Origin of the sequence: Streptacidiphilus sp. MAP12-16 (assembly GCF_041262165.1) — a bacterium.
Taxonomy (GTDB): domain Bacteria; phylum Actinomycetota; class Actinomycetes; order Streptomycetales; family Streptomycetaceae; genus Streptacidiphilus.
On sequence record NZ_JBGCBY010000003.1, the window covers coordinates 198,375 to 216,050 of the forward strand.

General features: G+C 72.8%; 15 protein-coding genes. 10 read left to right on the forward strand and 5 right to left on the reverse strand.

Features of this window, described 5'->3' with window-relative positions:
- The 3 genes from ABIA33_RS04800 (at position 1) to ABIA33_RS04810 (ending at position 3,961) form a co-directional block, all read left to right on the forward strand.
- Entirely contained in the window at positions 1-1,257 is a 1,257-nt protein-coding gene (locus ABIA33_RS04800; protein ID WP_370077274.1) for an acyl-CoA dehydrogenase family protein, read from the forward strand.
- 81 nt (positions 1,258-1,338) lie between these two features.
- The gene (locus ABIA33_RS04805) at positions 1,339-2,829 is read left to right on the forward strand and encodes an aldehyde dehydrogenase family protein (RefSeq protein WP_370077276.1); all 1,491 of its coding nucleotides are present in this window, start codon (positions 1,339-1,341) and stop codon (positions 2,827-2,829) included.
- A gap of 55 nt (positions 2,830-2,884) precedes the next feature.
- On the forward strand, positions 2,885-3,961 hold the full coding sequence (locus ABIA33_RS04810; protein WP_370077278.1) for a Zn-dependent alcohol dehydrogenase: 1,077 nt from the start codon (positions 2,885-2,887) through the stop codon (positions 3,959-3,961).
- Between the two features lie 231 nt (positions 3,962-4,192).
- Here ABIA33_RS04810 and ABIA33_RS04815 read toward each other — a convergent pair whose 3' ends face one another.
- Positions 4,193-5,167 carry a GlxA family transcriptional regulator gene (locus ABIA33_RS04815; protein ID WP_370077280.1) on the reverse strand — a complete coding sequence of 325 codons (975 nt, stop codon included), beginning with the start codon at positions 5,165-5,167 and terminating at the stop codon, positions 4,193-4,195.
- Between the two features lie 56 nt (positions 5,168-5,223).
- On the opposite strand from ABIA33_RS04815, the gene ABIA33_RS04820 reads away from it, so the two are divergent.
- Positions 5,224-6,660: an MFS transporter gene (locus tag ABIA33_RS04820; protein ID WP_370077282.1), complete on the forward strand. Its 1,437-nt coding sequence runs from the start codon at positions 5,224-5,226 to the stop codon at positions 6,658-6,660.
- 16 nt (positions 6,661-6,676) lie between these two features.
- On the opposite strand, the gene ABIA33_RS04825 is transcribed toward ABIA33_RS04820, so the two are convergent.
- Positions 6,677-7,297: a flavin reductase family protein gene (locus ABIA33_RS04825; RefSeq protein WP_370077284.1), complete on the reverse strand. Its 621-nt coding sequence runs from the start codon at positions 7,295-7,297 to the stop codon at positions 6,677-6,679.
- 158 nt (positions 7,298-7,455) lie between these two features.
- Between ABIA33_RS04825 and ABIA33_RS04830 the strand changes: the two genes are divergently transcribed.
- Complete coding sequence (locus tag ABIA33_RS04830; protein ID WP_370077286.1) at positions 7,456-8,229, forward strand: hypothetical protein; 774 nt, start codon at positions 7,456-7,458, stop codon at positions 8,227-8,229.
- A 42-nt stretch (positions 8,230-8,271) separates the two neighbouring features.
- Here the strand turns inward: ABIA33_RS04830 and ABIA33_RS04835 are convergent, their stop codons facing one another.
- On the reverse strand, positions 8,272-9,087 hold the full coding sequence (locus tag ABIA33_RS04835; protein WP_370077288.1) for an enoyl-CoA hydratase/isomerase family protein: 816 nt from the start codon (positions 9,085-9,087) through the stop codon (positions 8,272-8,274).
- Positions 9,084-11,237: an acetate--CoA ligase family protein gene (locus ABIA33_RS04840; protein ID WP_370077290.1), complete on the reverse strand. Its 2,154-nt coding sequence runs from the start codon at positions 11,235-11,237 to the stop codon at positions 9,084-9,086. The genes ABIA33_RS04835 and ABIA33_RS04840 overlap by 4 nt, the downstream gene beginning before the upstream one ends.
- A 271-nt stretch (positions 11,238-11,508) precedes the next feature.
- Between ABIA33_RS04840 and ABIA33_RS04845 the strand changes: the two genes are divergently transcribed.
- From ABIA33_RS04845 to ABIA33_RS04860, 4 genes are all read left to right on the forward strand, one after another.
- Positions 11,509-11,973 (forward strand): DoxX family protein, encoded by a 465-nt coding sequence (locus tag ABIA33_RS04845; RefSeq protein ID WP_370077292.1) that lies wholly within the window; start codon positions 11,509-11,511, stop codon positions 11,971-11,973.
- Between the two features lie 14 nt (positions 11,974-11,987).
- Positions 11,988-12,455, forward strand: coding sequence for a Zn-ribbon domain-containing OB-fold protein (locus ABIA33_RS04850; protein ID WP_370077294.1), 468 nt, complete (start codon positions 11,988-11,990; stop codon positions 12,453-12,455).
- A gap of 234 nt (positions 12,456-12,689) precedes the next feature.
- On the forward strand, positions 12,690-13,826 hold the full coding sequence (locus ABIA33_RS04855) for a L,D-transpeptidase family protein (RefSeq protein WP_370077296.1): 1,137 nt from the start codon (positions 12,690-12,692) through the stop codon (positions 13,824-13,826).
- A 162-nt stretch (positions 13,827-13,988) separates the two neighbouring features.
- Positions 13,989-14,933, forward strand: coding sequence for a beta-ketoacyl-ACP synthase III (locus ABIA33_RS04860; protein WP_370077299.1), 945 nt, complete (start codon positions 13,989-13,991; stop codon positions 14,931-14,933).
- A gap of 37 nt (positions 14,934-14,970) precedes the next feature.
- Here ABIA33_RS04860 and ABIA33_RS04865 read toward each other — a convergent pair whose 3' ends face one another.
- Positions 14,971-16,209, reverse strand: a complete 1,239-nt coding sequence (locus ABIA33_RS04865; RefSeq protein WP_370077301.1) for an acetyl-CoA acetyltransferase — start codon at positions 16,207-16,209, stop codon at positions 14,971-14,973.
- Between the two features lie 171 nt (positions 16,210-16,380).
- On the opposite strand from ABIA33_RS04865, the gene ABIA33_RS04870 reads away from it, so the two are divergent.
- Positions 16,381-17,676, forward strand: a complete 1,296-nt coding sequence (locus tag ABIA33_RS04870) for an acyl-CoA dehydrogenase family protein (protein WP_370077303.1) — start codon at positions 16,381-16,383, stop codon at positions 17,674-17,676.

A 17,676-nucleotide genomic window follows, 5' to 3' on the forward strand; every position in this document is an offset into this window, starting at 1 on the left:
ATGGACTTCTCCTTCAGCGCCGAGGACGACGCCTTCCGCGCACGCGCCCGCAGCTGGCTCGCGGAGCGGCTCGCGGGCGGCGGCTCGTTCGCCGACCTTCGCGCGGCCACGCCCAGCAGTGCCGCTCCCGACCGCCGCCGGGCCTGGGAACGGGAGTTGGGCGCGGGCGGCTGGATCGGCCTCGGCTGGACCGACGCCGACGACCCCGAACCGGCCCCCTCGCTCTCGCGCCAGGTCGTCTGGGCCGAGGAGTACGCGCGCGCGGCCGGCCCCGCGCCCCTCGGCATCGTCGGCGAGCACCTGCTCGCCCCCACCCTGCTGCGCCACGGCACCGCCGCCCAGCGCGAACGCTTCCTGTCGCCGATCGCCCGCGGCCAGGAGATCTGGTGCCAGGGCTACAGCGAACCCGGCGCAGGGTCCGACCTCGCCGCCGTCCGCACCACGGCCACTCCGAGCGAGGACGGCGGCAGCTGGCTGGTCACCGGCCAGAAGACCTGGACCTCGCTGTCCCAGTGGGCCGACTGGTGCTTCGTCCTGGCCCGCACCGAGCGCGGATCGCAGCGCCACCACGGCCTCAGCCTGTTGCTGCTCCCGATGGACCAGCCGGGCCGCATCGACGTCCGCCCGATCCGCCAGCTCGACGGGGCCTCGGAGTTCAGCGAGGTCTTCTTCGACGGCGCACGGGCTCAGGCCGGCCACGTCCTCGGCCGTCCCGGCGACGGCTGGCGGGTGGCCATGGACCTGCTCTCCTTCGAGCGCGGTGCCGGCATGCTGGGCCGCCAGATCGGCTACGCCCGCGAGCTCGACACGGTCCTCGCCGCCGCCACGGCCTCCGGCACGGTGGACGATCCCGTCATCCGGGAGCGGCTCACCCGCCAGTGGGCGGAACTCCATGTCATGCGCTGCAACGCGCTGCGCACCCTCGGCACGGCCGAGCCCGGCTCCGCTGCCGTGGCCAAGCTGGTGTGGGGCGACTGGCACCAACGGCTCGGCGAGCTCGCCGTGCAGGTCCTCGGCCCGACCGGGGCACTCGCCCCCGGCGCGCACGACCCCGGCGGCTACCCGCTCACCGCCGCACAGCACCTGCTGCTGTTCTCCCGCGCGGACACGGTCTACGGCGGCAGCGACCAGATCCAGCGCAACCTGATCGCCGAGCGCGTCCTCGGCCTGCCCCGCGAGCCCTGCCCCCAGCTCCGACCCGAGCCTCGACCCGAGCTCCGGCCCGAGCCTCGACCCGAGCTCCGGCCTGAGCCCTGAGCCCTGAGCCGAGCCTCGACCCGAGTCCTGACCCGAGCTCTGACCCGGGTCTCCGCTCGCGACCTGAGAGAGACGGACCCCATGACCAGCACCCCAGCTCCCTACCGCCTCTTCATCGACGGGGCGTGGCGTGACGGCGGCGACGGCAGCTACCCCGTCGTCAACCCGGCCACCGAGGAGGTCGTCGGCCACGCCCCCGAAGCCTCCGCCGCAGACGTGGACGCCGCCGTCGCCGCCGCCCGGGAAGCGTTCGTGACCTGGTCCCGAACCAGCCCCGCCGAGCGCGCCGGCGTCCTCGACCGCGTCGCCGACGCCCTGTTGCGGCACAGCGAGGAGCTGGTCCCGCTGCTCCAGGCCGAGACCGGAGCCACCATCAAGGTCGCCTCCTCGATGCAGGTCCCGGTCGCCGCAGAGCGCTTCCGGCGCTACGCCAGGGGTGCGCTCGAACCGGCCCTCACCGCCTTCGCCCCGCACCCGGTGGCAGCCTCGCCGCTGGCCGCCGGAGGCCTGACCAACGCCGCCGCCGCCCGCCGCCCGGTCGGCGTGGTCGGCTGCATCACCTCCTACAACTTCCCCATCGTCAACCTCGCCGGGAAGCTCGCTCCCGCGCTGGCCATGGGCAACACCGTGGTCGCCAAGCCCGCTCCGCAGGACCCCCTCGGCTGCCTGAGGCTCGGCGAGATCTTCGAGGAGGCCGGCGCTCCCCCCGGCATCTTCAACGTCGTCACCGGCTCCGGAGCCGCGACCGGTGCCGCCCTCGTCGCGTCGCCCGACGTCGACATGATCAGCTTCACCGGCTCCACCGCCGTCGGGCGGCGCATCGCCGCCGACGGCGGGCCGACCATGAAGCGGCTGCTGATGGAGCTCGGCGGCAAGGGCGCCGGAATCGTGCTCGCGGACGCCGACCTGGGCGCCGCCATCCCCGCCATCGGCTCCACCTGGGCCTTTCACTCCGGCCAGATCTGCACCGCCCCCACCCGTGCCCTGGTGCACGAGTCCCGGTACGAGGAGGCCGTCGCCGGGCTCGCCCGCTTCGCCGCCGCGCTTCCGGTCGGCGATCCGCTCTCCCCGTCCACCGTGGTCGGACCGCTGATCACCGCGCTGCACCGGGACCGCGTCGAGGCCCATATCGCGGGCGCGCTCGCCGAGGGCGCCCTACTGGTCGCCGGCGGCACCCGCAAGGAGCACGCCGGGTCCTCCCCGGCCCTCCCCGCCACCGGCTTCTACGTCGCCCCGACCCTGCTCGCCGACGTCACCCCGGCCATGGCCGTCGCCCGTGAGGAGGTCTTCGGCCCCGTCGTCGTGGTGATCCCGTTCCGTGACGAGGACGAGGCCGTCGCCATCGCCAACTCCACCGACTTCGGCCTGTACGACTACGTCTTCTCCGCCGACACCGCCCGTGCCTACGCCCTCGCTGCCCGGCTGCGCACCGGAAACGTCGGCATCAACACGGCCCAGCGCCACCCGGAGACCCCGTTCGGCGGCTTCAAGCAGAGCGGGGTCGGCCGCGACGGCGGCTCCTACGGGCTGAACGCCTACAGCGAGCTACAGGCCCTGGTCTGGCAGTCCTGACCCAGCGTCATCTTCAAGCGTCATCTTCACGTGTCATCTTCAACTGAGGAGAGCCATGAGAGGCGTCATCTTCGACGGCAAGTCACCCCAGGTCGTGGACGACCTGGAGGTCCGCGAGCCCGGCGTGGGCGAGGTCCTGGTCCGCATCGCCGCAGCCGGCCTGTGCCACAGCGACCTGTCCGTCATCGACGGCACCATTCCCTTCCCGGTGCCGGTCGTGCTCGGCCACGAAGGCGCGGGCACGGTGGAGGCGGTTGGCGCCGGCGTGACGCATGTGCAGACCGGCGACCACGTCGCGCTGTCCACCCTCGCCAACTGCGGCACCTGCCGCGAGTGCGGGCGCGGGCGCCCGACCATGTGCCGCAAGGCCATCGGCTACCCGGGCAAGCCCTTCACCCGGACCACCCAACCCGGCGCCCCGCTCTACAACTTCGCGTCCACCTCCGTCTTCGCGGAGCGCACCGTGGTCAAGGCGGTCCAGGTGGTCCGCGTCGACCCGGACATCCCCTTCACCTCGGCCGCGCTCATCGGCTGCGGCGTCCTGACCGGCGTCGGCGCGGTGCTCAACCGGGCCCGGGTGGGACTCGGCGACACCGTCGCCGTCATCGGCTGCGGCGGCATCGGCCTGAACGTGATCCAGGGCGCGCGCCTCGCCGGTGCTTCCCGCATCGTCGCGGTCGACGCCGTCGCCGAGAAGGAACAGCTGGCCCGGACCTTCGGCGCGACCGACTTCGTCGACGCGCGGGCGGTCGCCTCGACGGTGGAGGCGGTGCGCGCGCTGCTGCCGGAGGGCGTGGACCACGCCTTCGAGTGCGTGGGCTCGACGGCGTTGATCCGGCAGGCGGTCGATCTGCTCGACCGGCACGGCCAGGCGGTGCTGCTCGGCGTCCCTCCGGCGGACGCCGAGGCGGCCTTCCGGGTCGCCGACATGTATCTCGACAAGTCCGTCCTGGGCTGCCGCTACGGCTCCTCCCGCCCCCAGGTCGACATCGCCCTGTATGCCGACCTCTACCGCTCCGGTCGCCTCCTCCTCGACGAACTCGTCACCGCCACCTATCCGGTGGAGGAGTTCGAGGCCGCCGCCGAGGCCACCCACGGGGGGCGGGTCGCCCGCGCGGTGCTCACCTTCTAACGACCTGGGGAGCGATAGGGCTCGGGTCAGCGCACGCCGTCGCGGTGACACTGTGCGGCTCCGCCGCGTGGCTTCGATGGCAAGGCGCCGGGACTCCCGTGTAGCGGAGCTACTGGGGCCCGCGGCGCCGGCCGCCGATGTGAGAGCGGCAACGCGGCAAGCGGAGGTGCCGGGCGGTGGGCGCCCGAGCCCTATCGCTCCCCATGTCGTAAGACCGACCGACATCCGGTGTCAGCCCGTCGCACGGAAGGTGCGGCGGTAGGCGCTGGGGGCGACGCCCAGCGCCTCGCGCAGGTGCTGGCGCATGGACGCCGCCGTGCCGAAGCCGACCTCGCGGGCGATCCGGTCCACAGTGAGGTCGCTTCCCTCCAGCAACTGGCGTGCTTGGTGCGCGCGTTGGCGGATCAGCCACTGGCCGGGGCTGAGACCGGTCTCGTCGCGGAAGCGGCGGGTGAAGGTGCGGACGCTCATCCCCGCCTGCTCGGCCAGGTCGCGCAGCGCCAGCGGTTCGCCGATGCGCTCCAACGCCCAGGCACGGGCGCCGGCGGTGCCCTCGTCGCCCGGATCGGGGACCGGCAGGTCGATGTACTGCGCCTGGCCGCCCTCCCGCCACGGCGGGACGACGCAGCGCCGGGCGACCCGGTTCGCGACGCCCGCGCCGTGGTCCCGCCGCACGATGTGCAGGCACAGGTCCACCCCCGCGGCGACGCCGGCCGAGGTCAGCACGTCGCCGTCGTCCACGAAGAGCACGTCGGGGTCGATCCGGACGCTCGGGAACAGCCGGCGGAACTGCTCGGTGTAGCGCCAGTGCGTCGTCGCGGGCCGTCCGTCCAGCACCCCGGCGGCGGCGAGGACGAACGCACCGGTGCAGATGGACACCAGCCGCGCGCCGGGACGGACCAGGGCCAGCGCGGCGGCGAGCTCGTCCGGAAGGCGGCCCTCGGTGAAGATCGGGCCCAGCTCGAAGGAGGCCGGGATGACCACGGTGTCCGCCGCGGCCAGCAGTTCCGTCCCGTGGTCGACGGTGATGCTGAAGTCGCAGCTGGTCCGGACCGGGCCGCCGTCCAGGGTGCAGGTGTTCACCTGATAGAGCGGGGCGTCGCCGGGGAGGTGCGCGGAGTCGAAGATCCGTGCGGGTGTGGACAGCTCGAAGGCCACCACGCCGGGCAGGGCGAGGATCGCGACGCGATGCGGTTGCTGCGGCATGCCGTCACTGTGCCTCGTGGCCCGATCCTTGCGCAAGCTGTCCTTCAGGCCACTGGATGGAGGTCGCAGCAGCTCGGGAGAATCGGGCCGTGACCGACCAGCAGACCGTTCCCGGCACCGCATCCGCCGCCGTTCCCGAACCCGCTGCCTCCGCCGCTGCCTGCGCCGCTGCCTCCGGCCTGCCGCGACCCACCGCCCCGCGCCTGCACTACGCCTGGATCATCGCTGCCGTCTGCCTGCTGGTACTGGTCGGCGCGGCCGGATTCCGTTCCACCCCGGCCCTGCTGATGGAACCTCTGCACATGGAGTTCGGCTGGTCGCACGGCATCATCTCGTCCGCCGTGTCGGTGAACATGGTGCTCAACGGCCTGACCGCGCCCTTCGCCGCTGCCCTGATGGACCGCTTCGGCATCCGCAGGGTCGCCGCCGTCGCGCTGGCGCTGATGGCCGTCGGCAGCGGCGCGACGGTGTTCATGACGCAGCCCTGGCAGATGCTGCTGTGTTGGGGCGTCCTGGTCGGCATCGGCAGCGGCTCGATGGCGCTGGCCTTCAGCGCGACGGTGACCGGCCGCTGGTTCTTCGCCAGGCGCGGGCTGGTGACGGGCGTGCTGACGGCCGCGAGTGCCGCCGGGAACCTGGTCTTCCTGCCGGTGCTGGCCTGGCTGGTGAGCACCTACGGCTGGCGCAGCGCCTCGCTCGCCGTCGGCTGCTGCGCTCTCGCCGTGGTCCCGATCGTGGCGCTGCTGCTGCGCGAACGCCCGGCCGACCTGGGCCTGTTGCCCTACGGCGCGACCGAGGCGGACGAGGCCGCTCTGGCCGGCCCAGCTGCCCCGGCTGCTCCGGAACCGGCGGTGGCGGTGGCGGCAGAGCGCAGGGGCCTGCGGGCGCTGCGGGTGCTCCGCACGGCGGCCGGGACGCGCCCGTTCTGGCTGCTGGCCGGCTCCTTCGCGATCTGCGGCGCGACGACGTCAGGCCTGGTCGGCACGCACTTCATTCCGGCGGCCGGGGACCACGGGATGGTGGAGACGACGGCCGCGGGTCTGCTGGCGCTGGTGGGGGTGTTCGACGTGGTGGGCACCGTCTTCTCCGGCTGGCTGACGGACCGTCTCGACTCACGCCTGCTGCTCGGCGTGTACTACCTGCTCAGAGGCGTGTCGCTGCTCTTCCTGCCCGCGCTCTTCGCCCGCAGCGTCCACCCCAGCATGGTCATCTTCATCATTTTCTACGGCCTGGACTGGGTCGCCACCGTGCCGCCGACGATCGCCCTGTGCCGGGAGTGGTTCGGCGACGACGCGCCGATCGTCTTTGGCTGGGTGTTCTGCGGGCACCAGGTCGGCGCGGCCCTGGTCGCCCTGGGCGCGGGCCTGGTCCGCGACCAGCTGGGCAGCTACGACGCGGCCTGGTACGGAGCCGGCGCGCTGTGCGTGATCGCGGCGAGCTGCGCCCTGCTGCTGCGCTCACGGCCGCCGCTGCCGACCCTGGTCACGGCCTAAGACCGACCGGTCTGAGTCAGCCCAGTTCGCCGAACCCACCGCGGTAGAACAGCAGCGGGCCGGTGTCGTCCCGGGCCGCCGAGAGGTCGCAGACCCGGCCCAGGACGATCAGGTGGTCCCCGCCGATGTGCACCGCGTGGATGCTGCAGTCGATCCAGGCGAGGGCTCCGGCGAGGCGCGGTGATCCGGTGCCGGGCGTTGGGGTCCAGTCCACGTCCGCGAACTTGTCCGTCCCGGTGGAGCTGCTTACCGCGAAGGTGCGGCAGAGCTCGCCCTGGTCGGCGGCCAGTACGCTGACGCAGAAGCGGCCCGAGTGTGCGATCCGGGGCCAGGACGACGAGGTCCTGGCGACGTTGAAGCTGATCAGGGGCGGGTCGAGGGAGAGCGACGAGAAGGACTGGCAGGCGAAGCCGGCCGGCGTTCCGTCAGCCGCGATGGCGCTGATGACGGTGACCCCGGTGCAGAAGTGCCCGAGGACGGCGCGCAGTCGGCGCGGGTCGGTGACGGCGCTGGGGAGCCGTTCGTCGGGGCGCACGGCGCGGAGCGGCGGCGGCGCGGGGGCCGGGCCCGGCACGGCGGGCGGCGCAGGGGCGGGCTCGGCTGCCGTCCGCAGGTACCGGACGGCAGCGACCGCCATGCCTTCGTGGCCCATCGTCGCCTCGCAGTCTCGTCAGGATCGGTTCCCTACCCCATTAAAGCTGACGGGTCGTCAGATGAAAAGTGGGTGGATTGTCCCTTGACGCCGGAGATCGGACCTTGCGTAGTCTGACCGGACGGTTATGGGCGGGAGCGGCGATGAATCAGCAGGTCATGCGCTGGGCGAAGGCAGCAGGCGCGATAGCGGGCTGCCAGTTGGGGACGAGCTTCCTGCTGCTCTGGGGGGCCTGGGCGATGGCCGGTGATCCAGGGAACGCCGACGGCCGACGGGTGTTCTGGGAGAATCTGCGGGCCGAAGCGCTCACCGACGCCATCCAGTTCGTGGTGGATCTGGCGATCCTGGTCCTGGCCGTGTTCATCAGCCGGCGCCTGCTCCGGGACCGCTTCGCACTGCCGATCGGCGTCGGCCTGTTCCTGGTCGCCGCCGCGATCACCTCGTGGTTCAGCTTCGACGGCGCCCAGCAGGGCGCGCTGGCGCTGATCTTCGGCTGGCTGCAGACGGTCCAGGGGTCGGCGATACCCATGGTCGCCGGAGCCTGGATGCTGCGGACGCGAATACCGGGCGCCCCCTCCGAAGCGATATCCGCCGAGATGCCCGGAGCCTGGGACACCCCCGGCGGCACGCTGCGGTTTGACCCCGACGGGGTGTTCACGCTCTCCCGGGGGACGGAGACCACCGCCGGACTCTGGGAGGTGCTTCCGGGCCGACGGCCGCAGATCGTGCTCAAGGTCGACGCCTCGACCGCGTTGGGCCACGGCTGGCAGGCGACCGTGCTGGACCTGGAACTCCGCTCCGACGGCAGCGCCCTGCTCCACGCCGACAGGGCCACTGCCTACACCCGGCGCCAGCCGGAACTGCTGGTCCAGCAGATGGGCGGCTACCTCGGAACCCTCGAACTGCTGGAAGGCTGACCGGCTCGGGCCGTCGGCCGGTTGCCTCCTTTGCTGCCGCGACTACCGTCCGGTGAAGCGCGGCGGGCGGCGCTCGACGAAGGCCCGCACACCCTCCGGCGCGTCCGCCGTCGTCATGTTGACCTCCTGCGCGGTCGCCTCGGCGGCGAAGGCCGCCGCACGGTTCGTCTCCAGCGACATGTTGACCAGCCGCTTCGTCAGCGCGAGCGCCCGCGTCGGCCCCGCCGCCAGTCGCTCCGCCCACTCCCGCGCGGTCTTCTCCAACTCGGCTGCCGGAACCACCCGGTTGACCAGTCCGAGCCGTTCCGCGTCCGCCGCCGGCAGGGCGTCGCCGAAGAACATCAGCTCCTTGGCCCGCTGCGGCCCGACCAGCCGCGCCAGCAGATACGCCCCGCCGCCGTCCGGGACAAGTCCGCGCCGCACGAACGCCTCCACAAAGGACGCCCCGTCGGCTGCCAGCACCAGGTCACAGGCCAGCGCAAGGTGCACGCCGACTCCCGCCGCCGTGCCGTTCACCACCGCCAGCACCGGCTTCTCGCAGTCGAGCACCGCTCCGACCAGACGCTGTACGCCGCGCTCCAGCAGCCGCGCCACATCGCCGGACACCCGCGGCCCTGGGCCGGAACCGCCGGACGCGCGCAGGTCGGCGCCCGAGCAGAAGCCCCGCCCCGACCCGGTCAGCACCACGGCCCGCACCTCCGGGTCGGCGGACGCGTCCTGCAGCAGATCGATCAACCGCTCCCGCATCTCCGCCGTCACGGCGTTCAACGCCTCGGGCCGGTTGAGGGTCAGCCACAGGATGCCGCCCTCCGCCGCGTGCAGCACGGTCGGAACGGCGTCGGCGCCGTCGGCGTTCACCGGCACACCGCCAGCGCGTCCAGCGCGACCACGCCCTTGCCGCGCTCCAGCACCATCAGCGGATTGATGTCGAGCTCGGCCAGCTCGTCGCCCAGTTCCAGCGCCATCCGCTGCACCCGCAGCACCGCGTCCACCAGCGCCTCCACGTCCATCGGCGGGCCACCCCGCACGCCCTCGAGCAGCGGCCAGCCGCGCAGCTCCCGCAGCATCGCCTTCACGTCGGGACAGCCGAACGGCGGGACGCGCACCGCGGTGTCCCGCAGCACCTCCACGAAGACCCCGCCCATGCCGACGGTGACGGTCGGGCCGAACGTCGGATCCTGGTTGACGCCGAGGACCATCTCCACGCCCGCCTCGACCATCTGGCACACCAGCACGCCCTCCAGCCGGGGTATCCCCGCCGCCCGGGCGTTGTCGGTGAGCTCCCGGAACGCCTCCCGCACCTGGCTGGCCGAGGTCAACCCGACCTGGACCAACCCGAGTTCGGTCTTGTGGGCGACCTCGGGGGCCGAGCCCTTCAGCACCACCGGGTACCCCACGATGCTTGCCGCCCGCACCGCGCCGGCCGCGCTGGTGACCAGCTGCTCCCTGGGCACCCGCAGCCCGTACGCGCGCAGCAACTGCTTGGCGGCGACCTCGCTGAGCTGCTGGCCCGCCCGCAGCACGCGCTGCGCCTTTGCCTTCCCCGCGCAGGGGGTGCGCGGCGCGTTGTCGAAGGGGCTGCGGTAGGCGGCGGTGAAGCGGTGGTACTCCAGGTAGGAGGCGACGGCGCGGACGCAGTTGCCGAAGGTGCGGAAGGTGGCGACGCGGGAGGAGCCGAGCAGGGTCTCCCGGTAGGCGGCCTCGGTGCCGACCGGCGAGCCCCAGACCACGCAGACCAGTTTGTCGGTGGTCTCGGCGACGTCGACCAGGTCCTCTGCCAGCTTGTCGCTCATCGGCGGGAACGGCCCGGTGATGGGGCAGATCAGCACGCCCACGGACGGGTCGGTCAGGATCGCGTCCAGGATCCGCCGGCCGCGCCAGTCGCCGACCGGGTGGCCGCCGTTGTCGATCGGATTGGCGACGCTCAGGTACTCGGGGATCCACTGGTGCAGCTCGTCCTGCTTGGCCGCGGAGAGCTGGGGCAGGGTCAGTCCGGAAGCCGACGCCAGGTCGGCGAGGTGCGCACCGGTCCCGCCGGAGATCGAGTAGACGGCGACGCCGTCCGCCGTGGGCGGCTTGGCTCGCGCGAGCAGCGCGGCGGTGTCCTGGAGCTCGTCCAGCCCATCCACGCGGATCACCCCGAACTGCCGGAAGGCGGCGTCCACCACGTCGTCCGCGCCGGTCAGCTTGCCGGTGTGCGAGGCCGCCATCCGCGCGCCCTCGCTGGTCCGGCCGACCTTCACGGCGACGACGGGGACGCCCCGGCGTGCGGCGTGGTCGGCCGCCAACAGGAAGCCGCGGCCGTCCTTGAGGCCCTCGATATAGGCGGCGATGGCGCCGACCTCTGGCTGGTCCGCGAACCAGTGGACGAAGTCGGCGACCTCGAGGTCGGCCTCGTTGCCGGTGGGGGCCCAGTGGCTGAGCCGGATGCCGAGGGTCTGCAGCGAGAACAGCGGGCGGCCCTGGTGGCCGCTCTGGGTGATCAGCGCGATGGCGGGGCCGGTGAGGTCGTCCCGGAAGCTCTCGAAGGCGTTGAGGTTGGTGTTGGGGCCGAGCAACCGGAGGCCGGTCGGCGCCTCGGCGATCAGCCGGGCCAGCCGCCGCTGCGCCGCCGCGCCCTCGGGGCCGGTCTCGGCGAAGCCGGAGGCGAAGGCCACGGCGAACTTCACCTTGGCCTCGATCAGCTGCGGGACGACCGGCGCGGGGTCGGCGAGCAGGATCACGGCCAGATCGATCGGCTCGCCGCCGGCGACCGGGACGGAGGCGAGGTCCGGGTAGCAGGGGTGCCCGTCGACTTCCCGTCGTCCTGGGTTGACCGGGTACATCCGCGCCCCGACCCGCTCCGACCAGGTGCGCAGCTGGCGGGTGATGCCGGTGTTGGGTCGTCCGTGAGTGTCGGACGCACCGATCACCGCCACGCTCGCGGGGCGGAAGAAGGGGTCGAGGTCGACCGGGCGGGGGCGCAGCGGTCGCCCGCTGACATCGGTCTCGTCCTCCGCGTCCAGCATGGCGATGCCTCCGATCCCGTGGGGTTGCGGGCTTGCGTTAAATCTGACGTTCCATCAGATTACTGGCCGGGAGCCTGTGCAGGAAGGGGGCGGGGGCGGCCGCACCCCTTGCGGCGGGCTGCCCCGATGCGATGAACTGACGGAACGTCAGATTGCGTCGGTGGGACGGCTGCGTTCAGGCACCGCTGCGTTCAGGTGCCGCTGAGTTCAGGCACCGCTGCGTTCAGGCATGCACCACTGCGTTCAGGCACTACCGCGAGGGAGGCCGCACGTGCAGGTCGTCCACACCTACGGGCTCAGCGTCGCCGAATGGCTCGCCCTGCTGCGCATCGGCCTCGGCCTGTGGTGGCTGGAGAGCTGGCGGCACAAGGACAAGAAGGGCTGGCTGCAGCGCGGCACCGGCATCGACTGGGCCAAGGGCGTCGCCGCCCGCCACCGTTGGCCGTTCGTCGCGCGCTGCTTCGATCAGATGGTCGCGCCCCGTCCGAGGCCCATGGCCTACACCGTGGTGTTCGCCGAGCTGGCCCTCGGCCTCGGGCTGACGGTCGGGCTGCTCACCCCGATCGCACTGGTCGGCGGGCTGCTGCTGAACCTCCTCTACTTCCTGCTGATGATCCACGACTGGGCCGAGCAGGGGCAGAACCTGATGATGGCGCTGATCTCGCTGGTCGCGCTGCTGGCCATGAGCTGGCAGACCTGGTCCCTCGACTCCGCGTTCCATCTGTTCGGAGCCTGAGAAGGGAGCAGTGGATGACCTCCGTCGACCCGCACGCCGAACGACACGCCGAACGACACGCCGACCGCCCCGAGCCCGATGCCTTCACCCGCACCTACTGGGCGGCCGCCGCCCAGGGCCGGCTGCTGCTGCGCCGCTGCGCAGCCTGCGGCCGTGCGCACCACTATCCCCGCGAGTTCTGCCCGCACTGCTGGAGCGAGGACGTCTCCTGGGAGGAGGCGTCCGGGGAGGCCGTGCTCTACACCTGGTCCGTCGTGCGGGCCAACGACCTGCCGCCGTTCTGTGACCATTTGCCCTATGTGGCCGCCGTGGTGGAGCTCGCGGAAGGGCCGCGGATGATGACCGGAGTCGTCGACTGCGACCCCCCGACGCTGTGCGTGGGCATGGCGTTGCATGTGACCTTTGCCACGCCGACGTCACTCGAAGGAAGTGATCTCGCTCGGCTCGCTGTGCCGCTGTTCGGTCCGGCCGAGCCCCGGTGATCCTGCGTCAGGAGGCGGGGAGGGGTCGGCAGGTGCGACGAGGATGAGTGTGAGGGCATCGTGTCGGCGGCGTCGCGGTTCCTGTGTCCCATCACTCGATGGGGGTACCGTGACGCGAGAGGTGGTTGCGCAGGCAGGTGCAGCCCGAGACGCCGAGGAGTGCCGGACCCCCACAGCTCCGCCCGTCGCTCAGGGCACCATCGGAAGCGCACCCACCCTGCGAGGAACGAACGCATGTCCAGTCACTCCCGCTCCGCCTCCGGGCCCCACCCGCGCCGCACCACCGGTGCCGCGCCCGGTGCGGACGACGGCGGTCACGGCTCCGCCGCAGGCAGCCACGGGAATGCGTACGGGAACACCTTCGGCGACGGGTACGCCAGCGGGTACGAGCAGGTGGAGTACGGGCAGTCGGGGCATGGGCAGTCGGGGTACGAGCAGGCACCGTACGAGCAGGCCGACTACGGGCAGCCGGGGTACGAGCAGGCCGGGTACGAAGCCGGCGGCTACGCCGAGCCCGAGCCCGATGCCGCGCCCCGCGGTTCCCGCTCCCAGGCCCGCGCCGCGTCCCGGGCGCGGGCGCGCCGGAAGCGCCGCCTGCGTACCGGCTTCCTCGGCGTGGGTTCGGTCGCCGCCGTCGCGGTGATCGCCGTGGCCGGCTTCCTGCACCCCGACCGCATCGCGCCCCGCGCCACCGCCGCGGCGGCCCCCGCTGTGAACAGCGCCCGCATCGCCGCCGCCGACACCTCCCGCTCGACGACCCGGGCGACTCCTGACACCTCGTCGGCACAGCTCCCCGGCCTCGGCCCGGTCTTCCGTGCGAAGGTCCCCGCGAACGCCGACCAGGTGCTGCTGGTCACCGGCAGCGGCAAGGGGGCGAACACGGCCGTCGCCGTCCTCTACACCCGCACCGCCGACGGCAACTGGCTGCCCGGCACGCCCTGGGCCGCGCACAACGCCAGGGACGGCTGGACCACCGACCACCACGAGGGCGATCTGCACAGCCCGATCGGGGTCTTCACCCTCACCGACGCGGGCGGCCTCGACCCCAACCCCGGCACCAAGCTCCCCTACCTCCACTCCTCAGCGTTCCAGGCCCCGGGGACGGGCTTCGAGGGCGAGTCGCTGGCCGATGCCTTCGACTACGTCGTGGCGATCAACTACAACCACGTCCCGGGGACCTCCCCGCTGTCGGAGCTGCGCCCGATGGGCGTGTCGCGGGGCGGCGGGATCTGGGTGCACGTGGACCACGGCGGCCCGACGCACGGCTGCGTCAGCCTCGCCAAGGCGAACATGGCGACCCTGCTCAGGGATCTGGACCCGGCCAAGCACCCGGTCATCGTGATGGGCGACGCGACCTCGCTGAAGGCGTGATCGACCGAGCGGGTGCCACATTCACACCCGGATCATGCGTTCGAAGGAGGTCCGGGCAGGCCAGTGCCTGCACCGGAGTTGTCCGGCCCCTACAGCAACGTCCACCGGAAACTGTCCCAGGCAGTGCCCGATGACCCACCGGTAACCGGCTTGAGTGGATACATGACTGGTTCCCGCATCGTCGCTCTCGGCCACTACCAGCCGCCGAAGGTCCTCACCAATGACGACCTGGCGAAGTTGGTCGACACCGACGACGAGTGGATCCGCAGCCGCGTCGGCATCCGCACCCGGCACATCGCCGAGGACGAAACGGTCACCGACCTGGCCTTTCGGGCTGCCGAGAAGGCCGTCGCCGCGAGCGGTTTCGACGCCGCCTCGATCGACCTGGTCGTCGTCGCCACCTGCACGGCGATCGACCGCAGCCCCAATACCGCCGCCCAGGTGGCCGCCCGTCTGGGCATCGCCGCCCCGGCCGCCTACGACATCAACACCGTCTGCTCCGGCTTCTCCTACGCCCTGGCCACCGCCGACCACGCGATCCGTGCGGGCGCGGCCACCCGGGCGCTGGTCATCGGCGCGGAGAAGATGTCCGACGTCCTCGACTGGACCGACCGCAGCACCTGCGTGATCTTCGGCGACGGCGCCGGCGCGGCCGTGGTCGCAGCCGTGGGCGAATCCGAGGAGCCGGGCATCGGCCCCGTGGTCTGGGGCTCCGACCCGTCCAAGAGCGACGCCGTGCGCATCGACGGCTGGGACCCCACGATCAGCCAGCAGGGCCAGGCCGTCTTCCGCTGGGCGACCACCCAGATCGCGCCGCTGGCACTGCAGGCCTGCGAGAAGGCCGGGATCACCCCCGCCGAGCTCGAAGGATTCGTTCCGCACCAGGCCAACCTGCGGATCATCGACGCCATCGCCGCGAAGATCGGCGCCCCCAACGCCGTCGTCGCCCGCGACGTCGTGGACTCCGGCAACACCTCGGCCGCGTCGATCCCGCTGGCCCTCTCCAAGCTGGTCGAACGCGGTGAGCTGCGCTCCGGGGCCCCGGTCCTGCTGCTCGGCTTCGGCGGCGGCCTCGCCTACGCGGGCCAGGTCATCCGCTGCCCGTAGTCCGGGCGCTGCTCCGTTTCCGGAGTGTCAGCGCAGGTCAGCCCGGTGAGCGGCTCAGGACCATGGTGGCCGAGGAACAGAACCAGCCGCCCGTGCCACTGACCAGAGCCAGTTCCGGAAGGCCGCGGCTGTCGCCACGGGGTCGGCGAACCTGGCGTTCGGGTGCCGCCGAGGCGTAGTCGCCGCGGAGCTGGCGGACGGCCTCGACGATGAGGAAGAGGCCGCGCATCCCCGGGTGGCAGGCCGACAGCCCGCCGCCGTCGGTGTTCAGGGGCAGCTCGCCGTCGCGGAGCAGTCGCCCGTGCTTGGCGTCGACGAACGCGCCGCCGTCGCCCTTGCCGCAGAAACCCAGGTCCTCGACCGCGACCAGCGGCATGTAGGTGAACGCGTCGTAGATCTGCGCCAGGTCGATGTCGGCCGGGGCGACGCCCGCCCGCTGGTAGGCGAGGCGGCCGGAGACGGCGGCGGGGGAGACGGTGAAGTCCTCCCATTCGGACATCAGGCTGTGACTGAGGTACTCGCCGGTCCCGAGCACCCAGACCGGGTCGCGCAGGGTGTCGGGGACGTACTCCTCGGCGGCGAGCAGCACCGCGCAGCCGCCGTCCGAGCGGATGCAGCAGTGCAGCTTGGTGAACGGTGAGGCGATCTCAGGTCCGGCCAGCACCTCGTCTACGGTGATCGGCGTCCGGTACATGGCCTCGGGGTTCGCGGCGGCGTTGGCCCGGGTCTGGACGGCGACGCCGGCGAGCTGCTCCAGCGTGGTGCCGTACTCGTGCATGTGGCGGCGGGCGGCCATGGCGTACTTGGCGATGAGGGTGTGTCCGTACGGGGCCTCGAACTGCTGCGGCCCGCGCGCGCCCAGCGCGACCCCCGCGGTGCGGCGGTGGGCCTTGAGGTCGGCGCGCGCGGTGGAGCCGTAGACCAGCAGGACGGCGTTGGTGTGCCCTGCGGCTATCGCGTCGGCGGCGTGAGCGGCCATGACCTCCCAGGTGGAGCCCCCGACGGAGGTGGAGTCGGTCCAGGTCGGGCGCAGCCCCAGGTACTCGGCGACCTCGACCGGCGCGAGCAGGCCGAGCCCGGCCGAGGCGACGCCGTCGATCACCGAGCGGGGCAGCCCCGAGTCGGCGAGAGCGCGGCGCGCGGCCTGGGCGTGCAGCTGGAAGGGAGTCGCGTCGTCCACCCGTCCGCAGTCGGAGTGGGCGACGCCGACGACGGCGGCCCGGCGGCGGCGGGGGGCGCCTTCCGGCACGGGGGAGTGGAGCGACGGTCCGGGCACGGACGACCACCTCTCTTAGCGGCTCGTTGCGGCCAGGCGCAGGAAGAGCGGACAAGGGCGCGGCACAGCAGATCTGACGGTACATCAGATTAGTTCGGTCGCGCCCCTGTGCCCTGCATCCGGACGCTCCTAGGATGACGATCCGTCAGCCACGAGGAAGCTGGAGGCGGCATGGATCCCGCGCTCACCCCGGAACAGGAGGCCGTCCGCCGAACCTTGCGCGAGGCCCTGGCGAAACGCTGCGGACCGGAGGAGGTACGCGCCGCGGCGGCCAGTCCACTGGGATACGACCCGGAGCTGTGGCACCGGCTCGCCGAGCAGCTCGGCCTGCCGGGTCTCGCCCTGCCCGAGCAGCACGGCGGGGCCGGGCTCGGGGCCGTCGAGCTGGCCCTGGCCTGCGAGGAGGCCGGACGGGTGCTGCTTCCCTCGCCGCTGCTGGCGTCCTCGGTTCTGGCCGCAACGGTCGTTCGCGCGCTGGGCACGGACGAGCAGCAGGCCGCGCTGCTGCCGCGACTGGCGAGCGGTGAGCGCACGGCGGCACTGGTGCTGGCCGCCGCCCCGGCGCTCGGCCTCGGCCTGGTGCCGGACCGCATGCAGGACGGCCTGCCGGACGGCACCCCGGCCGGCGGCGGGCGCGCCGGCGGAGTGCAGGCGCGGCCGGTCGACCAGGGCTGGCTGCTGTACGGGGAGGCCGGGCAGGTGCTGGACGGGGCCAGGGCCGACCTGCTGGTCGTCGCGGCGCACACCGGTGGCTTCCCGCGCAGCCGTACCGTGCTGTTCCTGGTGGATCCGGCGGACGGTGGGGCCACCGGCCTGACCCGGAGCCGCCTGGCCACCCTGGACGACACCCGCTCCCTCGGCCGGGTGGAACTGCGCGACGTCCGCGCCGTGCCGCTGGGCGACCCCGACTGCGACGCGGCACCCGCTCTCGCCCGTACCGGGCTGCTCGCAGCCGTCGCGGTCGCGGCGGAGGCGGTCGGGGCGGCGGAGCAGTGCCTGACCAGAACCGTGGAATATGTGCAGGTCAGGAAGCAGTTCGGGCGGGCGGTCGGGTCCTTCCAGGCGGTCAAGCACCGGCTTGCGGACGTGTACGTGGCTGTCGAGACGGCCCGCTCGGCGGTCCACTACGCCGCGTGGGCGCTGCGGAACGGCGGGGCGGACGGGGTGGACTCGGCGGAGGGGCCGGACCGGCCGGACGGGGCGGACGAACAAGCGGCCGCCGCGCCGCTGGCGCTGGCGGCCGCGCTCGGCGCCCTGCGCACGGCTTCCGCCGAGGCGATCCAACTGCACGGCGGCATCGCCATCACCTGGGAGCACGACGCGCATCTCTACTTCAAGCGGGCCACCGCCGACGAACTGCTGTTCGGTCCGCCGCACCTGCTGCGGGCCCGAGCCGCCGAACGCGCGGCTCTGTTCGGCCCCGCCGGGCGTCCCGATGGACGCCCGCACCAACGTCTGGAGGCCTGA